This window comes from Necropsobacter massiliensis, from assembly GCF_000827595.2.
In the GTDB taxonomy this organism is placed as follows: domain Bacteria; phylum Pseudomonadota; class Gammaproteobacteria; order Enterobacterales; family Pasteurellaceae; genus Necropsobacter; species Necropsobacter massiliensis.
On sequence record NZ_LN776178.1, the window covers coordinates 314,216 to 333,257 of the forward strand.

The 19,042-nt window shown below is 47.7% G+C and carries 16 protein-coding genes and 1 pseudogene; 3 read left to right on the forward strand and 14 right to left on the reverse strand.

Translation table 11 applies throughout. From position 1 onward, the window contains the following. Positions 1-72: 72 nt before the first annotated feature. Genes BN3349_RS01565 through BN3349_RS12310 form a run of 5 tightly spaced genes read right to left on the reverse strand, consistent with a single transcriptional unit; the run spans position 73 to position 3,637 of the window. Complete coding sequence (locus BN3349_RS01565) at positions 73-1,011, reverse strand: transketolase family protein (protein ID WP_040975532.1); 939 nt, start codon at positions 1,009-1,011, stop codon at positions 73-75. After that, complete coding sequence (locus BN3349_RS01570) at positions 1,012-1,827, reverse strand: transketolase (RefSeq protein WP_040975533.1); 816 nt, start codon at positions 1,825-1,827, stop codon at positions 1,012-1,014. Between the two features lies 1 nt (position 1,828). Next, the gene (ulaA, locus tag BN3349_RS01575; protein WP_040975534.1) at positions 1,829-3,187 is read right to left on the reverse strand and encodes a PTS ascorbate transporter subunit IIC; all 1,359 of its coding nucleotides are present in this window, start codon (positions 3,185-3,187) and stop codon (positions 1,829-1,831) included. A gap of 10 nt (positions 3,188-3,197) precedes the next feature. Beyond that, positions 3,198-3,467: a PTS sugar transporter subunit IIB gene (locus BN3349_RS01580; RefSeq protein ID WP_040975634.1), complete on the reverse strand. Its 270-nt coding sequence runs from the start codon at positions 3,465-3,467 to the stop codon at positions 3,198-3,200. Positions 3,468-3,496: 29 nt separating this feature from the next. Beyond that, the gene (locus tag BN3349_RS12310) at positions 3,497-3,637 is read right to left on the reverse strand and encodes a PTS sugar transporter subunit IIA (RefSeq protein WP_082024865.1); all 141 of its coding nucleotides are present in this window, start codon (positions 3,635-3,637) and stop codon (positions 3,497-3,499) included. Between the two features lie 199 nt (positions 3,638-3,836). On the opposite strand from BN3349_RS12310, the gene BN3349_RS01590 reads away from it, so the two are divergent. Further along, entirely contained in the window at positions 3,837-4,838 is a 1,002-nt protein-coding gene (locus BN3349_RS01590) for a LacI family DNA-binding transcriptional regulator (RefSeq protein WP_245853701.1), read from the forward strand. Positions 4,839-4,905: 67 nt separating this feature from the next. On the opposite strand, the gene fucP is transcribed toward BN3349_RS01590, so the two are convergent. The 6 genes and pseudogenes from fucP to deoC form a co-directional block, all read right to left on the reverse strand. Next, entirely contained in the window at positions 4,906-6,192 is a 1,287-nt protein-coding gene (fucP, locus tag BN3349_RS01595) for an L-fucose:H+ symporter permease (RefSeq protein ID WP_040975536.1), read from the reverse strand. Positions 6,193-6,242: 50 nt separating this feature from the next. Continuing rightward, entirely contained in the window at positions 6,243-6,893 is a 651-nt protein-coding gene (gene fucA / locus BN3349_RS01600) for an L-fuculose-phosphate aldolase (protein WP_032108563.1), read from the reverse strand. 14 nt (positions 6,894-6,907) lie between these two features. Continuing rightward, positions 6,908-8,371, reverse strand: a pseudogene (gene fucK, locus BN3349_RS01605) (L-fuculokinase). A 100-nt stretch (positions 8,372-8,471) separates the two neighbouring features. Next, positions 8,472-10,238 carry an L-fucose isomerase gene (gene fucI, locus BN3349_RS01610; RefSeq protein WP_040975537.1) on the reverse strand — a complete coding sequence of 589 codons (1,767 nt, stop codon included), beginning with the start codon at positions 10,236-10,238 and terminating at the stop codon, positions 8,472-8,474. 390 nt (positions 10,239-10,628) lie between these two features. Continuing rightward, positions 10,629-11,381 carry a DNA-binding transcriptional repressor DeoR gene (deoR, locus tag BN3349_RS01615; RefSeq protein ID WP_040975538.1) on the reverse strand — a complete coding sequence of 251 codons (753 nt, stop codon included), beginning with the start codon at positions 11,379-11,381 and terminating at the stop codon, positions 10,629-10,631. Positions 11,382-11,402: 21 nt separating this feature from the next. Continuing rightward, on the reverse strand, positions 11,403-12,074 hold the full coding sequence (deoC, locus tag BN3349_RS01620; protein ID WP_040975539.1) for a deoxyribose-phosphate aldolase: 672 nt from the start codon (positions 12,072-12,074) through the stop codon (positions 11,403-11,405). 169 nt (positions 12,075-12,243) lie between these two features. On the opposite strand from deoC, the gene uhpC reads away from it, so the two are divergent. Further along, entirely contained in the window at positions 12,244-13,569 is a 1,326-nt protein-coding gene (uhpC, locus tag BN3349_RS01625) for an MFS transporter family glucose-6-phosphate receptor UhpC (RefSeq protein WP_040975540.1), read from the forward strand. Positions 13,570-13,695: 126 nt separating this feature from the next. Here the strand turns inward: uhpC and treR are convergent, their stop codons facing one another. Genes treR through rsuA form a run of 3 tightly spaced genes read right to left on the reverse strand, consistent with a single transcriptional unit; the run spans position 13,696 to position 16,547 of the window. Beyond that, positions 13,696-14,640 (reverse strand): trehalose operon repressor TreR, encoded by a 945-nt coding sequence (gene treR, locus BN3349_RS01630; RefSeq protein ID WP_040975541.1) that lies wholly within the window; start codon positions 14,638-14,640, stop codon positions 13,696-13,698. A 2-nt stretch (positions 14,641-14,642) separates the two neighbouring features. Then, the gene (locus tag BN3349_RS01635) at positions 14,643-15,839 is read right to left on the reverse strand and encodes a Bcr/CflA family multidrug efflux MFS transporter (protein WP_040975542.1); all 1,197 of its coding nucleotides are present in this window, start codon (positions 15,837-15,839) and stop codon (positions 14,643-14,645) included. 3 nt (positions 15,840-15,842) lie between these two features. Next, on the reverse strand, positions 15,843-16,547 hold the full coding sequence (gene rsuA, locus BN3349_RS01640; RefSeq protein WP_040975543.1) for a 16S rRNA pseudouridine(516) synthase RsuA: 705 nt from the start codon (positions 16,545-16,547) through the stop codon (positions 15,843-15,845). 225 nt (positions 16,548-16,772) lie between these two features. On the opposite strand from rsuA, the gene BN3349_RS01645 reads away from it, so the two are divergent. Continuing rightward, positions 16,773-19,040, forward strand: coding sequence for an NADP-dependent malic enzyme (locus tag BN3349_RS01645; protein WP_040975544.1), 2,268 nt, complete (start codon positions 16,773-16,775; stop codon positions 19,038-19,040). The last annotated feature ends 2 nt before the right edge of the window (positions 19,041-19,042 follow it).

Genomic DNA, 19,042 nt, shown 5'->3' on the forward strand with positions numbered 1-19,042 from the left:
CTTTCGCATGTATTGGCAAATTAGAAAATCCCCGTTTTGCATTGTTCTATGAGGTGGTTGATTGGAATTATGTTATTGGCATAACTCCAGAGCCTGTTTAACAATATCTTCTGCGCGGAGTTCATACTCTTTCATCAGAAAATCCAGCGTTCCCACTTGACCGTAGCGCTCTTTGATACCGATTCGGCGCATTGGTCGCGGGCAATGTTCAACCAGCACTTCTGCAACGGCAGAACCCAAGCCGTTATGGATACTGTGGTTTTCGCAGGTAATGATTTTTCCCGTTTGGTGCGCGCATTCGATAATGCAGTCTTTATCAAGCGGTTTAAGGGTGAACATATCTACAACGGTAGCTTGAATACCTTGTAAATTCAGAAGTTCTGCCGCTTTCAGCGCTTCGGCAACCATAATGCCGTTGGCGATCAAGGTGATATCCTTACCTTTACGCAGAATTTTTGCTTTGCCGATAGTAAAGGTTTCATTGTCGGGATAGATCTTTACTGCTTTTTTGCGAATCGTTCTGACCCAATAAAATCCTTTTAACGCAACCAGTTGTGTAATGATATTTTTCATCATTGTACCGTCGGTTATTTCCAAAACATTGGCATTCGCCAGTCCGCGGATGATTCCCATATCTTCAAACGACATGTGAGTCCCGCCGTTGTGTACGGCGGTAATACCGGCATCCGAGGCGATCACTTTTACGTTATTTCCCTGATAATCAATGGACATGAAGAGTTGATCAAGGCAGCGGCGACTGGCAAAAGCCGTAAAGGTATGAAAAAAGGGAATGTGTCCGGCAATAGATAAACCTGCCGCCATTCCGGCAACATTCGCTTCCATGATGCCACAGTTAATCACCTGATTGGGCAATTCCCGTTGCACTTTATCCATTGTCATACAGCTCATTAAATCGGCGTCCAGCTCAATAATAAGCGGGTTTTTCCGCATACATTCTGCTAATGTGTCGGCATAAATTTTTCGCATTTCCAGTGTATCTTGTTGCAGCATTTAATTTGCCTCCAATTTCGCGATAGCCTGTTCGATGGCTGTTTTGCTATCAGCGTTCAAGCGTATATGATGACAATTCGGCAGGCTTTCAATGTAAGGCACGCCTTTGCCTTTTATGCTGTCTAGAATGATAACCGGAGGTTTATCATACTTGGCATTAAAGGCTTGATATAAACCGGCGATATCATCCCCTTTGACGGTTTGCACCGCGAATCCGAAGCTGTCGAATTTAGTCTCTAAGTTAAACGGATTAATGATATCGGTGAGTTTGCCGTCGAGCTGTTGTTTGTTGTAATCGATCACGATATATAGATTCGTCAGTTTCCGGTGTGCGATAAACTGAAAGGCTTCCCAGCATTGTCCTTCATTTAACTCGCCGTCACCCATAAGACAAAAAGTGCGGTTGGAAACATGCCGTAATTGGTGGGATAAGGCGATGCCTGCGGCAATGGAGATACCTTGTCCCAGCGAGCCGGTAGTGGCATCAACACCGGGCGTTTTCAGTCGATCCGGATGGCTGGGTAGTCTGGTTCCGTTCATATTTAAGGTGAATAATTGCGACAAAGGGAAGAAGCCTTTTAGTGCCAATGTGGCATACAGCGCCGGGCCGGCATGTCCTTTGGACAGCACAAAATAATCCCGTTCAGCCCAGAGCGGATTGTTCGGATCTATTTTCATAACCCCGCCATATAATACGGCGAGGGTTTCAATAACGGATAGGCTGCCGCCGAAATGTCCAAATCCTAAATTGACCAGCGATTTTAAGGTCTGGATTCTGATTGTGTCGGCGAATTTCTGGATTTCAGCAATAGTCATATTATTCACCTTTGGACAGCGGTCTTTTCGCTATATAGTTATATGCCACCAGTGCCGCAAAAATAGCGAAGATAACAAGCATAATCATATTCGGCGATAAGTGTTTCGCCATATATCCCAACACCAATCCGACACCCCCGAAATCCGCATCGGAGAATGTGGTATTGGCAAAGCCAAGCGAGCCTAACACAGGTAGCAGAAAGACCGGTAAGAATGTGATTAACAGACCATGAGCGAATGCGCCTAAAATCGCACCGCGTCGACCGCCGGTGGCGTTACCGAATACACCGGCGGTGGCGCCACAGAAAAAGTGCGGTACGACGCCGGGCAGAATCAATACCCAATTTAATTGTCCCAATAGAATTAAACCGACGATTCCGCCGACGAAGCTGGATAAAAACCCGAGTAATACTGCATTAGGGGCATAAGGAAAAACAATCGGGCAGTCCAGCGCGGGCTTGGCGTCCGGAACCAGTTTTTCGGAAAAACCGGTAAACGCAGGTACGATTTCGGCTAAGATTAAACGCACACCTTGCAGAATAATAAATACGCCGGCGGCAAAAGTAATCGCCTGAATTGCGGCATATACCAAATAATGCTGACCGCCGCTCAGGTTGTTTGTCACATAATCGCTGCCAGAGGCGATGGCGAGGATGAAGTAGATCACCATCATGGTTAATGAGATCGAAATTGAGCTGTCACGCAGAAAACTGAGATTTTTCGGCAAATTCATCTCTTCAGTTGATTTTGAACCTTTGCCTACGGCTTGACCGATAGCGCCGGATAACACGTAACCCAATGTGCCGAAATGTCCGAAGCCGACATCATTGCTGCCGGTGATTTTTTTCATATAAAAGTGAGCCAGTGCCGGGAAAAACGCCATGACCAAGCCCAGTGTTAAGGAACCGACTAAAATAAGTTGTACACCTTCAAAACCGATGACAGTCAAAATGATACCGATCATACAGGCCATATAGAATGTATGATGACCGGTCAGAAAGATAAATTTCAAACGGGTAAAGCGAGCAACAATAATATTGGCAACCATACCGAATGCCATAATCAACGCCGTTGCCGTGCCGTATTTTTCCACTGCCATGGAGACGATTGCTTCATTGTTCGGAATGATACCTTGGACATTAAACGCATGTTCAAACATCCCGCCGAGCGGTTGTAATGAGCTGACTAATACCGTCGCACCGCCGCCTAATACAATGAAACCTAAAATGGTTTTAATTGTTCCTTTTATCACATCGGGGAATGCTTTTTTCTGCGTAATTAAACCGACTAATGCAATCAGACCGACTAATACAGAGGGAACTTTTAAAATATCCAGAATAAAGAAAAGCAAGCCGTCCATAATGTATCTCCTAGCGGTTAAAATACGCGCTCAGTTTTTCTTCGAACTCAGCGACACTAACGATATTTTTAACCACAATAATTCGCTCTGCCGGAATTCCGCTGCTGTCGGCGATATCACTTGCCATCACGAAGAGATCCGCGTCGTTTAAGGTGACGGAAGCCAGATCGGTATGATTGACTTCCGCGTCTTTACCTAGATTTTTCAATGCTTTTTTGATGTTCATTTCCATCATAAAGCTGCTGCCTAACCCGGAACCGCATACTGCCATAATTTTCATCATTGTGTTCTCCTTATTGTGAAGGTGGATTAATAACGATATATGATGTCTGCAATATCCGATATTGCAGATGTCTGAATGAGTTTTTCAACGCTTTCGTCATCGGATAACAGTGCTGCAATCTGAGCGAGCATGTCCAAATGAGAGTGGTTATCTTTAGCCGCCAGCATCAAGATAGGATTTAAGCATAAAAATTTTTCCCGTAAGGTTATTCAGCGCTAGTCTAAGTGAGAAATGATAGCGCTATCAATTAGGTTTTACCGGAAATGTGAGCGAGCTAACACTTTTTATAAAGAGCTATCTAAACCGTACTTTTTTTGGTATAACGTAATGCAGTTTGATTATTGAGGGGTAATGCCATGGAGTGCTATGCGGGTTCGTCGTTCTACAGGTAAAACCACATTGGCCGATGTGGCTAAAATGGCTGGTGTCGGACAAATGACGATTTCCCGCGCTATTCGCACACCGCACTTGGTGTCGGAACCGTTACGTGAAAAAATTCAGCAAGCTATTCGACAATTAGGTTATGTACCAAATGTTGCGGCCCGTCATTTAGCCTCGGTGTCTGCCGGGAATATTGTGATTGTTACCTCATCAATCGTTTCAACAGAAAACGCGCTTATCCTGTCTGCGTTGCAAAAAGAATTACAATGTTTGGATATGCAACTGATTATTCTGCTAGCCTCGCATAAGGATTGGCTGAAAGAATTGATTAATCACTCGCCGGCAGCCATTATTTTATTGAATTTCAACTGTCCGCCATCAGAAGCGGAGTGGATCAGACACAGCGGAATTGTTTGTGTTGAAATCGGTGCTAAACAAAACAAGCCGCTTGGCATAAACGTGTGTGTAAACAGTAAAAGTGCGGTGCAAAATATGCTGCGTTTTTTAATTCAGCGCGGGCATCGAGAAATCGGGTTGTTATGTGCCAATCAGGAATTGGCTATTTTTCAACAATATCTCGAAAGTTGGCATACTACGTTGCTGGCGCATTATATGGATCCGCATTTGATTTTGCATCACGCTGAGCCTATTTCTTTTTCAACCGGTGCGAAATTATTAAATGATGCGTTGCTGATGTGGGGAAAGGTAGACGCGCTGGTTTTTTTATCTGACGAGCTGGCATGCGGTGCTTTGTTTGAAGCCATACGCAAGCATTTATCCGTGCCGAATGATGTGTCTATTGTCGGGCTGGGCGGTTTGGATGTTAGTGCGGTATCTTATCCCCGTTTGACGACAATCGCGATTCCTTACGAAAAATTGGGAACTGTCGCTGGTCAAAAACTGGTCGAGCTATTACAACATGATGTCAACGAAACAGGGGCGGTAATTGAGTTGCCGACAGTGTTGATCGACAGAGACAGTGTGTAAAACTTACAAAAAATATACCGCACTTTAAGCGTGCGGTATGTTTAGCGTTGGTAAGATAGGTTTTAAATTATTTCAATACCTTCCATGCTCTGTAGCCGTAGGCGGCGATGACGACGAAACAGATTAGCGGGAGAATGAAAGAGAAGTTCACCGCTGGCATGCCCAGTACTTCGCCTTGATCAATGATGATGCCTTGTAGCGGCGGCATTAAGGCGCCGCCGACAATCGCCATCACCAATCCCGCCGCGCCTAGCGTGGATTCTTCTTTTAAGCCGTACAGCGCAATGCCGTAAATGGTCGGGAACATCAGTGACATAAAGCCGGAAGTTAAAATCAGGCAATATAATCCGCCGATACCGTCGATAAAAATAACGCCCAGAATACTGCAAAAACCGCCCAATGCGAATAAATAAAGCATCAGTTCCGCTTTGAGGAATTTCATGATGCTGGTGCTGATAAAACGGCTGACGATGAAAATCGCCATGGCGATGATATTGTAATTTTGCGCCTCCGCTTTGGTAAAGCCCAGTCGTTCCGCATACTGAATAATAAATGTCCAGCACATAATCTGCACACCTACATAAAATACCTGCGCAATGACGCCTTCACGATATTTAGCATTAGCGTATAAGCGGCGGAAAGATTCTTTAAAAGCCAGTGGCGCACTTTCTTCCACTTTAGTTTTCGGCATTTTATATAAAGCGATGATCAGCATGACGAGCAGCACCACGACACCGGCGACCAGATAAGGATTGCGGATGATTTCCAGATCGTGGGTACGCACAACAGCTTTTTCCGCTGCGGATAGGGTGGTGAAGATCAAATTGCCTGCTGCGTCGCGTTTGTCGGATTCCAGACTGGTCAGCACAATTTGAGAGGCGACAAACATCCCGGTGATCGAACCGAGCGGGTTAAATGATTGTGCCAGATTCAGGCGGCGGGTAGCGGTTTGCGGATCGCCCATGGAAAGAATATACGGATTGGCGGTAGTTTCCAGAAAAGCCAATCCGAAAGTCAGGATATATAAAGAAAGCAGAAAATAGGTGAATTCTTCATATAGTGCGGCGGGGTAAAATAAAAACGCGCCTACCGCATACAACGCAAGACCGAGCAGCACGCCCGATTTATAACTGTAACGGCTGACAAAAAGTGCGGCGGGAATTGCCATGGTTCCGTATCCGCCGTAGAACGCAAACTGAACGAGTGCGGCTTCGGAGGCGGGAATTTCCATAACAGTCTGAAACACCGCAACCATTGGGTTGGTGATATCGTTTGCAAATCCCCACAGGGCGAACAAACTGGTAATTAAAATAAAAGGGATGACAAACTTCTTTTCAAGCACTTTGACGGTCATAAAATGTTCCTTCTTAAATAAAGTGATCGGAAATCATGTTTAGCATGACATTATTTTTCCTCAATTCTCAGTCCGTAGGACTTAAATTTTTCCAGCACCACCTGCATTTCTTCCGTTGACAGCAAAGGAATCGGCTGGTTGGTGGAAAGCAGTTTGATATACCACGCCGCCAGCACCTCCACTTCATGTGCCAGCCATAAGGCTTTATCCAGATTTTTTTCTGCCGCGATTAGGCCGTGATGCGCCAGTAAAATGGCTTTGCTTTGTTTAATCCCTTCTTTCACATATTCCGCTAATTTGTGGGTGCCGAAGGTGGCATAGGGCACGCAAGGAATGTGATCGGTGCCGCCGACGGCGATCATGTAATGAATCGGCGGAATCGGTTTTTCCAGAATAGAGACGGCGGCGCAGTTGATGGAGTGATTATGCACCACAGCCTGAGCATCTGCGCGAGCTTCATACACCGCTAAATGAAAATGCCATTCGCTCGACGGCAACTTGCCGGCTTCGTGCTGACCGTTTTTATCCACATATACGATGCTGTCTTCAGTCATGAGTTCATAGGGCGTGCCGGTCGGTGTGATCAGCATGCCGTCTTGATAACGTACGCTGACGTTGCCGGCAGTGCCCTGATTTAATCCCAGTCTTGTCATCTCTAGACAGGTATCAATAATTTTGCGGGAAAGTGCTTTTTTATTCATATTTAAACCTCTTATTATTTTATTTGAGCTAACCATTGCCGATAGTCGGCAGCTTGCGGCGACGGATAAATCCGCTGTGTGCGCGGTCGCATTGCGCACTGTGCCTGTTCGGCTGAAGCATAAACGCCGATGCCTGCGAAGGTGAACATCGCCGCACCCAGTACGGTGCTTTCCGCGACATCGACAATATCCAGCGGAAGATTGAGCACATCGGCGCGGATTTGATTCCACAAGCGGTTTTTCGAACCGCCGCCGACGCAAATCAAGCTGTCTGCATTGAAGTGACTGACTTGCTGTAACACGTTTAATCCGTTTTTCAGTTGTAGCGCCATATATTCCAGTGCAGCACGATAGATCTGGGCGCGACTGTGGTGCATTGACAGACCAATAATCCGTCCGTTGCCGAGCAAATCCTCTGCGGCGGCGAAATTGCCCTGTAAACGTATGCCGTCAGCGCCGGGCGGCACCTGTTCGCCTGCTGCGATCATGGTCGGATAATACTGCGCCGTTCCCGCCACATCGGCGAACAACAATTTGCCGATCCATTCCATAACACCAGAACCGACCCATTGCACAGCGGGATTAAACCGATTCGGCGCGGCGTCAAATTCTGTGGTCAGTCCCTGCGCCACAAATGCCATATCGGGCTGAGCCCGTTCGGTACGCGCCATCAGTATTTCCTAGGTGCCTGAGCTGAGCACCGGCTGATGTAAGCCGGCACCCGAACCGAAAACGGCAAATTGCGTATCATGCCCGCAAGATATGACCGGAATCGGATTTAAGCCGAGCTGTGCCGCCAGTGTTTCCGACAGCAAACCGATGCGCTCGCCGGCATTGATCAGCGGCGGGAAGTGCGCTGTCGTCAGCCCCAACATCGATAGCACCTGTTCATCCCAATCGCCGCTGGTAAGAGCGGTCATCATAGAGGTGCCCGCCATGGTGCGGTCGGTGGTGAAAATACCGGTCAGTCGCTGGCTTAACATGGAAGAAATAAACACCCATTTATCCATACGCCGATAAATCTCGGGTTGGTGATTTTTCAGCCACAACAGCTTAAATAAGGTATTAAAGCTGTATTGACCGATACCGTTGCGCCGATACAGCGCCTCGACATCAAGATAATCCGACAAATTCGCCATCATCGGCAAAGTACGCGGACATTTCCACGAGATAATCGGGTAAAGCTGTTTTCCCTGTTTGTCAAAGGGCGCGCCGTCTACACCGAATGTGGTGACGCCGATACCGACGATTTGTGCGGTATCAATACGTTTGGTTTTCAATTCGGCGAGGGTTTGTTGGGCGCAACGCATCAGTTTTTGCCAGATTTCCTCAAAATCCCAAATATGAAAAGCAGGATTATCCGCATCCGGTCGGGTATTGTTGGCGAGATGATGAGCGGCTAGAATATCGCCTTTCTCATTTATTGCAATGGTGCGTAAATTGGTGGCACCGCAGTCAAAAATCAGTGCAATAGCCATAAAATCCCTCTAAAAGTGCGGTCAAAATAACCGCACTTTTTTAAAAATAATCAAAAGAAAAAAGATGGATACAATCGCTTGATGAACGATTACGGTCGCATTATTTGTACAGCGGACCGAAATTAGCGCATGCGCGGTAATCCTGTCCCTCTTTGTCCTGACCGAAACCGTTCCACGCGCTTGGACGGAATACGTCCTGTTCCGCCACATTGTGCATGCAAACCGGAATACGCAGCATTGATGCCAACGTAATTAAATCCGCGCCGATATGACCGTAAGTGGCGACGCAGTGGTTAGCGCCCCAGTTCGCCATCACCGAATAAACGTCGGTGAAAGCGCCGTTGCCGGTTAAGCGCGGCACAAACCAAGTACAAGGCCAAGTTTCATTGGTCCGTTTCATTAAGGTGTCGTGCACGCTTTGCGGTAATTCAATCGACCAACCTTCGGCAATTTGCAGAACCGGACCGAGTCCTTTAATCAGATTCAGACGGTGCATGGTAAACGGCATACCGCCGCGGGTAAGATACTGTGAGGAATAACCGCCGCCACGGAAATATTCATGTACCGCCGCACACCAGCGGGTATTTTCCAGACAGCGTTTGCCGTCTTCTTCACTGACTTCCCACACTGGCTTAATGACTGGGTTGCCGTCTTTATCCTGATGCTGACCGGTGCCGTCCAATGCCGCTGAACCGGAGTTGATCAAGTGAATGAATCCGCTTTGCGGACGGAAACCGGTGACTCGTTCGACGGCATCTTCGCTCCAATAAGTCCGCACGTCGGCAAAAATTTGTGCCTGACCGGTCAGTTGATGACCGAATAGCATATTGACTCCGTTCAGTGAGTCGTTTTCCGTGGCGAGAATATATGGCGGGCGCACACCGTTCCAGTCGTAGGTGGAGTTTAGTATCGCTTCCATAAAATCACCGTTCGGTAAATGATCGGTCCAATGGCGCTGTCCTTGGAAGCCCGCGGCAATGGCGTGGTGACCCAGCGCTTCTTCGCCGTAGTTCAGCGCGGCAAGTTTCGGATTGCCCACCATTAAATCCCGGCTGATGATTGCCATCTTCACTACGGTTTCCCACACCTGCGCGCGTCCTGCGGCATCGCGTTGGTGTTCCGGACTATTAACGTCCACGCCCTCTTTGCAATATTGTTTGACCCAAGATAAGGCGAGTTCCACTTCTTCCTGATCATAAATTCCACGATCCAAACGGCGTTTGATTTCACTCATATCCACGTATTCGTTGCGCATGCCCAGATATTCTTGGAAGAACGGTTGATTGACAATAGACCCTGCAATGCCCATGGATACCGAACCGATGGACAAATAGGCTTTGCCGCGAATTGTGGCGACGACCAGACCGGCGCGGGCGAAACGCAGCAGTTTTTCCTGTACGTCTTGTGGAATGGAGTTGTCGTCCGCTTCCTGTACTTCGGTGCCGTAAATGGAAAATGCCGGCAAACCCATTTGCGAATGTCCTGCCAGTGCCGCCGCCAGATAAACTGCGCCCGGACGTTCGGTACCGTTAAAGCCCCAAATGGCTTTCGGCATATGCGGATCCATGTCGATGGTTTCCGAACCGTAGCACCAGCATGGCGTGACCGTAATGGTTAAGCCGACATTATTTAATTTGAATTTTTCCGCACAAGCCGCCGCTTCCGCCACGCCGCCAATACAGCTGTCGGCGATAACGCATTCGACAAAGCTGCCGTCGGTATGTCTTAATTGACTTTCCAACAAACGGGCGACAGACTGCGCCATATTCATGGTTTGAGTTTCAAGGGATTCACGTACACCCAGACGACGGCCGTCAATGGTTGGACGAATACCGATTTTGACCGGATTTGCTTTGCATTGAGTCATGTTATCTCCTCTTTAATTGGTAGTGAAATGATGCGCTACAGACAAAATTATTCTTGACGAAAAGAAAGAGGCAAAACAGTCTTTTTTAGAATTTGTGTGTTTTTTGTGAAATGGCTCACAAAAAATAAGCAAATTTTATCCGAAAAATGCCCGGTTTTAGGGATTTATTTTATAAAACGGTCATTTCGGGCGATTGAATGGCATATGATTGATGGGTCGAAATAGTCAGCAACACGGATGAAAGAATGATTGCGATTCATTGACTTAATCGATTTTGCAGTAAGAAGAGAGTAGGCTGATATTTATTCCGTTTGGAGTTAATCGGTCAAATCGGGCATTGTAGTGCGGTGGTTTTTCGGTTAGAATTTTATTGGCGGGGAGAGGCGGATGTCAGTACATGACATCCGGAGATTGTGCGGCGAATTCCGCTGGCAACGGCTGATCCGACACCACCAAATCAAATTGTTTCAGCTCGCCGATATATGCTTGCCGCACTTTATGCAGCTTGGAGTGGTCGAACACCAAAATCGCCTGCTGCGTTTTTGCCATGGCATGAGTTTTAATGCGCGCTTCATCAAAATTAAAGCAGGTTACGCCTTGTCGGACATCCACGCCGGCGGCAGAAATAAAGGCTTTGCCGCTACAAACCGACTCCAGCTCGGCAGACAAACGCACCGGCGCAAAACAGGAATTATGACGCGTATAATGCCCGCCACACAAAATCACCTCACAATTCGGCTTATCCTGCAACGCCATAAACACATTCAGTGAATAGCAAAGTGCGGTGAATTTTATCCCGTTATCTATTTGCGAAGCGATGAACGGAATGGTGGAGCCGCAATCGAAAAAAACCACATCGCCTTCCTGCACCAGCGGAGCCGCCAGTGAGCCAATGTGCATTTTGGGCGCGATATTGCGGGTTTGCTGTTCGGCGATAAAATACCGTTTATCGGTATTCTGGCTGGGATTGGCGACAATATACCCGCCCAACAGCACCACCGGTCCCGTATTATGGGTTAAATCGCGTCGGATGGTCATTTCTGACACATTCAGAATTTCCGCCGCGTCACGCAGATGAATTTTATCCATTTGTTTCAGCAAAAACGCCAGTTTCTGTACGCGCGGGCTGAGTGTGTTATCCATACGGGTAAGCCCTTGAATTGATTAATATTGGCTGTCAGTATCGCCTAATCCGTGGATAATCGCAATCCCTGCGCTGGCGCCGATGCGGGTAGCGCCGGCTTTAATCATCGCCAGCGCGGTTTGGGTATCGCGGATACCGCCGGAGGCTTTAACGCCAATATCACCAACGGTTTGTTTCATCAACGCGACATCTTCAACCGTCGCACCACCCTTATTGAAGCCGGTGGAGGTCTTGACGAACGCTACATTTAACCCTTTGCAGATTTCGCAGGCTTGCACGATTTCCGCCTTGGTTAGCAAACAGGTTTCCAAAATCACTTTTAACGGCGTGCCAGCACAGGCGTTCAGCACCGCTTGAATATCTTCTTTAACTGCCTGCCACTGATTGGATTTTATCAATCCTACATTAATCACCATGTCAATTTCATTCGCCCCGGCGTGAATTGCCTCTTTCGCTTCAAAGGCTTTGACAGAACTCAAATTCGCGCCCAGCGGAAAACCGACCACTGTGCAGATTTTCACATTCGTATTAGCAAGCTGGCATTTTGCCAACGGAATATAAGCCGAATTAATACACACCGAGAAAAAACCGTGTTCAATGGCTTCATTACAGAGCCGAATAATGTCCTGCTGTGTTTTTTCAGCGGTAAGTGCGGTGTGATCGATGTATTTTGCAATGTCATGTGCGTGCATGTTGATAACCTCTTGTTAGGGTGGAAAAGAAAATAAGCTCTTTTTTTATCATACCGGAAAAAAAGATAAAAACTGTGATCGATGTAACTTTTTTCACATTTTTATTATTATAAACTATTAAAAAATAAATTTGTTAATTTTATAACGAATGATGTTAAGGAGATGCACTATGTTTATTTTTAAGCAAGCAGAAGATCTTCCGGTGACAAAAAGCAAGGAAGAAATTGATCGTACCTATCGCTACTGGCGCTTACATTTAATGATTGTCAGTTATATCGGCTATGCGGTATTTTATTTTACCCGCAAAGGGTTTAACTTTGTTATGCCGGAGATGCTGGCGGATCTGGGGTTGCAGAAAGCCGATATCGGTATCATGGGCACGGCGTTTTATCTAACTTATGGCGTATCTAAATTTTTGTCTGGCGTTATCGGCGACCGTTCCAATCCGCGCTATTTTATGGGACTGGGTTTAATGGCGACCGGTGTTGTGAATATCGTATTCGGCATGAGTTCGTCGATTTTTATGTTTGTAACGCTGTGGATGATCAACGCCTTTTTTCAGGGCTGGGGCTGGCCGCCTTGTTCAAAGATTTTAAATACGTGGTATTCGCGCAACGAAAGGGGATTGTGGTGGGCGATTTGGAATACCTCGCATAATCTCGGCGGCGCGCTTATTCCGCTTATCGCCGGGGCGGTGGCGCTGGCTTGGGGATGGCGTTACGGCATGATCATTCCCGGTGTGATCGCCGTGCTGATCGGTATCGGTTTATGTGTACTGTTGCGCGATCGCCCGAGTTCAATGGGGCTGCCGACTGTCGGCGAATGGCGCAATGACATTGCCGAGCAGAAACATGAGAGTGAAGGCGTCGGTTTATCTACGTGGGAAATTTTAACCCAATATGTTTTTAAAAATAACATTATTTGGGCGTTGGCGGTTTCGTATGGGCTAGTTTATATCGTCCGCACCGGAATTAATGACTGGGGAAATTTGTATTTAACCGAAACCCACGGTTATAACCTGCTACAGGCCAATACGGTGATCGCCTTTTTTGAAGTGGGCGGTTTTCTCGGCGCGTTATTTGCCGGTTGGGGCTCGGATAAATTTTTCCATGGTAACCGCACTCAAATGAATATTATTTATGTGGTCGGGATCATTGCCGTTGCGCTGGGGTTATGGTTTATTCCGAGCGATAACAGCGTGATTATGTCGGCGCTGTTTTTCCTCATGGGATTTTTTATTTTCGGACCACAATTCTTAATTGCCATGGCGGCAGCGGAAAATTCGCATAAATATGCGTCTGGCGCTTCAACCGGTTTTGTCAGCCTGTTCGCTTATATCGGCGCGGCGATTGCCGGTTTGCCGCTTTCGTTGATCATTGAACAGTTCAAATGGAACGGGTTTTTCGGCACCTTATTTATGATTTCACTGATCTGCGCGTTGTTGTTAGTATTAGTCTTTGTGTTACAGAAAAAACGCAACCGCTTAAGCGCATAATCGTACAACACGCCCCGCAACGGCTTGGCGCGCGGTCTGTTGCGGGGTGGATTAGTTTCCGTCAGAAAAGTGTGGTGCTTTTTTGCCAGGTTTTTTCACTGATTGCCGTTTCGCTTATTTATACGCTTATTCGGCAAGTGTGCAATCCACGCAATAATGTTGAATGGGCTTGCCTTCCAATAATGCTAATAATTGGGTAACGGCGATTTCGCCGGCTTGCGTAAAGCCCAGTTCCGCCATTAGGATATTCGGAAACAGAAACTGCAACAGGGGATTGTTGCCGACACTGCATACCTGAATCTGTTGCAGGCGGTTTTCTTGTAAATATTTTATCGCGCCGAGTGCCTGACTGTCGGTGGCGCAGACTAAGGCAGAAATTTGCGGCGAAATGACCGCACCGGTGTGTTGATATGCCCAGAGATAACCGAGTTCGCCTTGCACTGAATGTGGCGTAAGCTGATGAGTTTGGCAGAATTGCTGGTAGCTTTGATGACGGCGATAGCCGGTTGTCAGATCGCAGTCTTGTACGCCGAGGTAGGCGATATGTCGATGACCTTGCGCATAAAGGTGCTGCATCAGTAAACCAATGGCTTTTTCATCATCGTAATAAACGCTGGAAAGCGTAGGATAATGGCGGGCGATAACTACCATTTTCTCTTTCCAGCCGGTTAAGCTGTCTTCATTCAGTTCGCTGAAGGCAAATAAAATGACACCGTCAACGGCGCGCTGCGTGAAAAAATTCAAATGCTCCTGCACCATAGCGGGGTTAAAGCGACTTTCAACGATAATCGGTTCGCACTGATTGGCATACAACAGCGGCAGCATAGCGGCAAGCGCCTGATTCTCCGAAGCGGAAGACAAACGAGAAACGATAATGCCGATAGTGCGGCTGTTGACGCCGCGCATGGAGCGAGCGGATTTTGAGGGATGGAACTGATATTGCCGAATGATTTGTTCCACCCGTTGACGAGTTTGTGCGCTGACGTTCGGATCATGATTCAGCACGCGGGAAACGGTGGATTTGCCGACGCCGCAGAGGCGGGCAATATCCTTAATCGTCAGTTTTGCCATGCTTATTGCAGATTCTTATAGGTTAAAAAATAATAAAAGCTGACGGCGATCAGCGAGCAAATCGTCATGGTCAGCAACATTGGTGTGGCGGTTTTCATTTCCATTAGGGCGACCAACGAACCGATTGTCGCGCCGGTGCCGAAACGAACGCTGCCCACCATGGAATTCGCGGTGCCGGCCATGGACGGGAATTTTTCCAGAATGGATGCCATGGCATTGGACCCGATAACGGAATTCTGTCCGACGAAAAATGCGACGCCGATAGCCATCGGCCAGAAGCCGAGATCAAACAGCACCACCAGCAATAACCACAACCCGGCAACAAATTGCACGGTGAGTCCCGCCTGTAGCATTTTTTCAGCCCCAATTTTGGTTACCAGTCGTCCGTTCAGAAAGGAGCCAAGAGTCATTATGCCGATATTCAGCATAAAGAAATAACCGAAATGCTGGACCGCGACGCCGTAAATGCCGATATAAACAATGGAACCGGCAGTGATAAAGGCAAATAAACCGCCAAATCCGAATGCGCCGGTAAACATATAGCCGAGCACTTCTTTTTTCTTCCATAAATTGACAAAGTTGCGCGCGATAATGCTTAAGCGTAGCGGCATTCGGTTTTCTTTTTTATGGGTTTCCGGCACGATAAAATAAACCAGCAGCACACTTAACCATCCCATTGCGGAAATTACATAAAAAATGGAATGCCAATGGAAGTAAGAAACCAGATAGCCGCCGATAATCGGAGCAACCAACGGCGCCATCATAAACACCAGCGTAATGGTGGACATGGTACGGGACAATTCGTTTTTGCTGAACAGATCGCGCAGCAGCGCACCGGCCAGCACCACCGGCGCGGCGCCGAAAAAGCCTTGAATAAAGCGCAGCAGGGTAAAACTACCGATATATTCCACGCGCGTCAGGGTTAATGCGGTTAGCGCGCTGACAACCACACCGAGCAGAATAATCGGCTTGCGCCCGAAACTGTCGCCTACCGGTCCCCAGAACAGTTGTCCTGCCGCCAAGCCGTAAGCAAAAAAAGTCAGCGTATGCTGCACCTGTTCGGGGCTGACCTGAAGATCGCGGGCGATATTCAAAAACGCCGGCAGGTACATATCTACGCCCAGGGGCGGCAGCATTGACAGAATACCCAGCGTAAGAATAAAAATAAAGCCGGCTTTGTACGGTTTGTCGTGATGCAAAACTTATCCTTTTGTTAACAGTGCGATTTCTTCAGCGTTCAAGGGACGGTGTTCGCCCGCTTGTAAGCGCGCATCCAATATTACCTCACCGATTTTCCAGCGGTGTAAGGCGACCACTTTATTTCCCAGCGCGGCAAACATGCGTTTGACCTGATGATAACGTCCTTCGCTGAGAGTCAGATTGACATGATAATCATCAACGATTTCCAGCTGCGCCGGTTTGGTTGGCGACTTTTCACCGCGCAGCATGATGCCTTGAGCGCAGCTGTGCTGATAATGATTTTCCACCGGATCGGCAAGCCTAACCGAATAGGTTTTAGGGCAATGGTGTTTTGGTGATGTAATGCGATGCGACCACTGACCGTCATCCGTCAGCAGCACTAAGCCGGTGGTATCGGCATCCAAACGCCCGACGCTGTGCAGCTTTCCTGCCAGCGGATAATCAAATAACGAATAGATGTTCGGGTAAGCGCCGTCATCATCATGAGTGCAGATATAATCCTGCGGTTTGTACAGCATAATATATTGACCACTTTCCACCCAGCGCAATAATTCGCCGTCGAAGCGGACTTCATCTTGCGGCCCGATTTTGGCGGCGCCGTTTTTTTCGATTTTACTGTTAATTGTGACCGCACTTTGGCGTAGCGCTTTGCCTGCTTGTGAGCGGGTAAGTCCGGTATGTTCGGCAATAAATTTATCTAATCGCATTATTTGACCATGTATTAAACTGAACTGTCGAATATTCTACTACATATTCGCCGAAACCTCTAAACCCTGTGGTAAACGAAATGGTGCCGCTAAAGTGCGGTGGTTTTTCACGGAGAATAATAAAATGTGTTTTGAGTCACAGATTTTCTGATTTTTTTGCCTATAATAAGCAGGCTGTGTTCAGCTTATTTTTAGATGTCATGTTAATTTTAGAAGGATCGTTTTATGGATGCACAACTACGTCAAGCCGCATTGGATTTTCACGAATTTCCGCAACCGGGTAAAATTGAAGTCACGCCGACCAAATCGCTAGCGACTCAGCGCGATTTGGCGTTGGCCTATTCACCGGGTGTGGCAATGCCTTGTCTGGAAATTCAGGCGGATCCGGCAACGGCTTATCGTTATACTTCGCGCGGTAATCTTGTGGCGGTTATCTCAAACGGTACGGCGGTGCTCGGTTTGGGCAATATCGGCGCGCTGGCCGGCAAACCGGTGATGGAAGGCAAGGGCGTATTATTTAAAAAATTCGCCGGTGTGGATGTGTTTGACATTGAAATTGATGAAAAAGATCCGGAAAAGCTGGTGGAGATCATTGCTGCTCTTGAACCGACTTTCGGGGGAATTAACCTTGAAGATATTAAAGCGCCGGAATGTTTTTATATTGAACAAAAATTGCGCGAGCGCATGAAGATTCCGGTCTTCCACGATGATCAGCACGGTACGGCGATTATTTCCGCCGCGGCGGTGATTAACGGGCTGCGCATTGTCAATAAGAATATTGAAGAGGTCAGATTGGTGGCTTCCGGTGCGGGAGCGGCGTCGATCGCTTGTTTGAATCTGCTGGTTTCACTGGGGATGAAGCGGGAGAATATTACGGTCTGTGATTCCAAAGGGGTGATTTACAAAGGTCGCGATGCCCGCATGGACGAGACCAAAAAACAATATGCGATTGAGGATAACGGCAGCAGAACGCTGGCAGACGCCATTCCCGATGCAGATATTTTCCTCGGTTGTTCCGCCGCCGGCGCATTGACGCAAGAAATGGTGAAAACCATGGGACCAAGCCCGCTGATTTTGGCATTGGCGAATCCGGAACCGGAAATTCTACCGCCGCTGGCAAAAGCAGTGCGCCCTGATGCGATTGTGTGCACCGGTCGTTCCGATTATCCGAATCAAGTTAACAACGTACTGTGTTTCCCGTTTATTTTCCGCGGCGCGTTGGATGTCAGCGCCACTACGATTAACGAAGAAATGAAGCTGGCGGCAGTGTATGCCATTGCCGATCTTGCGTTGGCAGAACAAAGCGATGTCGTGACTTCCGCTTATGGCGACAGCGAAGTGTCGTTCGGACCTGATTATCTTATTCCGAAACCTTTTGATCCGCGCTTAATTGTTAAAATCGCACCAGCGGTGGCGAAAGCCGCCATGGATAGTGGCGTGGCAACTCGCCCGATTACGGATTTTGATGCCTATATTGAGAAGCTGACTCAATTTGTGTATAAAACCAATCTGTTTATGAAGCCGGTGTTTGCACAGGCAAAACAGGACAAAAAACGGGTGTTGCTGACCGACGGCGAAGAGCCTCGGGTACTGCATGCGGTACAGGAAATCGCCACATTAGGCATTGCGGCGCCGATTTTGTTGGGACGTACCGCAGTAATTGAACAGACGATCAAAAAACTGGGCTTGCACCTTGAGCAGGGGCGTGATTTTGCCATTATTGATATTGAAAACAACCCCTATTATGAAGAATGCTGGACTGCCTATTACAATAAACTGAAACGTCATGGCATGGCGCCGGCAGGGGCAAAACGAAAAATGCTGCATAATCCGACCGCACTTGGTACCATGTTGCTGGAATTAGGCAAGGCGGATGCCATGCTGTGCGGTTTGGTGGGACCTTATGCGTCTCATTTAAGTGCGATTAAAGATATTATCGGCGTGAAAGCCGGCACGATTCCCGCGACGGTAAACGGCTTGGTACTGCCAACTGGCAACCTGTTTATTGCCGATACGTTTGTGAATCGCAATCCGACAGCGGAAGAACTGGCGGAAATCACCCTGATGTCGGCTGCCGAAGTTCGCCGGTTCGGTATTGAACCGCAGGTAGCGCTAGTTTCCCATTCCAATTACGGTAGTTTTGATGACCCAAGTGCGGTGAAAATGCGGGAAGTTTTGCGCTTAGTCAAGGCGCGTGTGCCGGAATTGATTATTGATGGTGAAATGCACTGTGATGTGGCGTTATCGGAAACGCTGCGCAAAGACATTATGCCGGACAGTCCGCTTAAAGGTGCGGCGAATTTATTGATCATGCCGAATATGGAGGCTGCGCGTATTAGTCTGAATCTGTTACAGGGAACGGCAACTCCGATTACGATTGGACCGATTTTAATGGGTATGGACAAAACTGCGCATATTTTAACCTCTGCCTCATCTGTGCGCCGTATTATTAATATGGTTGCGGTGGCTGCGGTAAAAGCACAGCAAGATTAAAC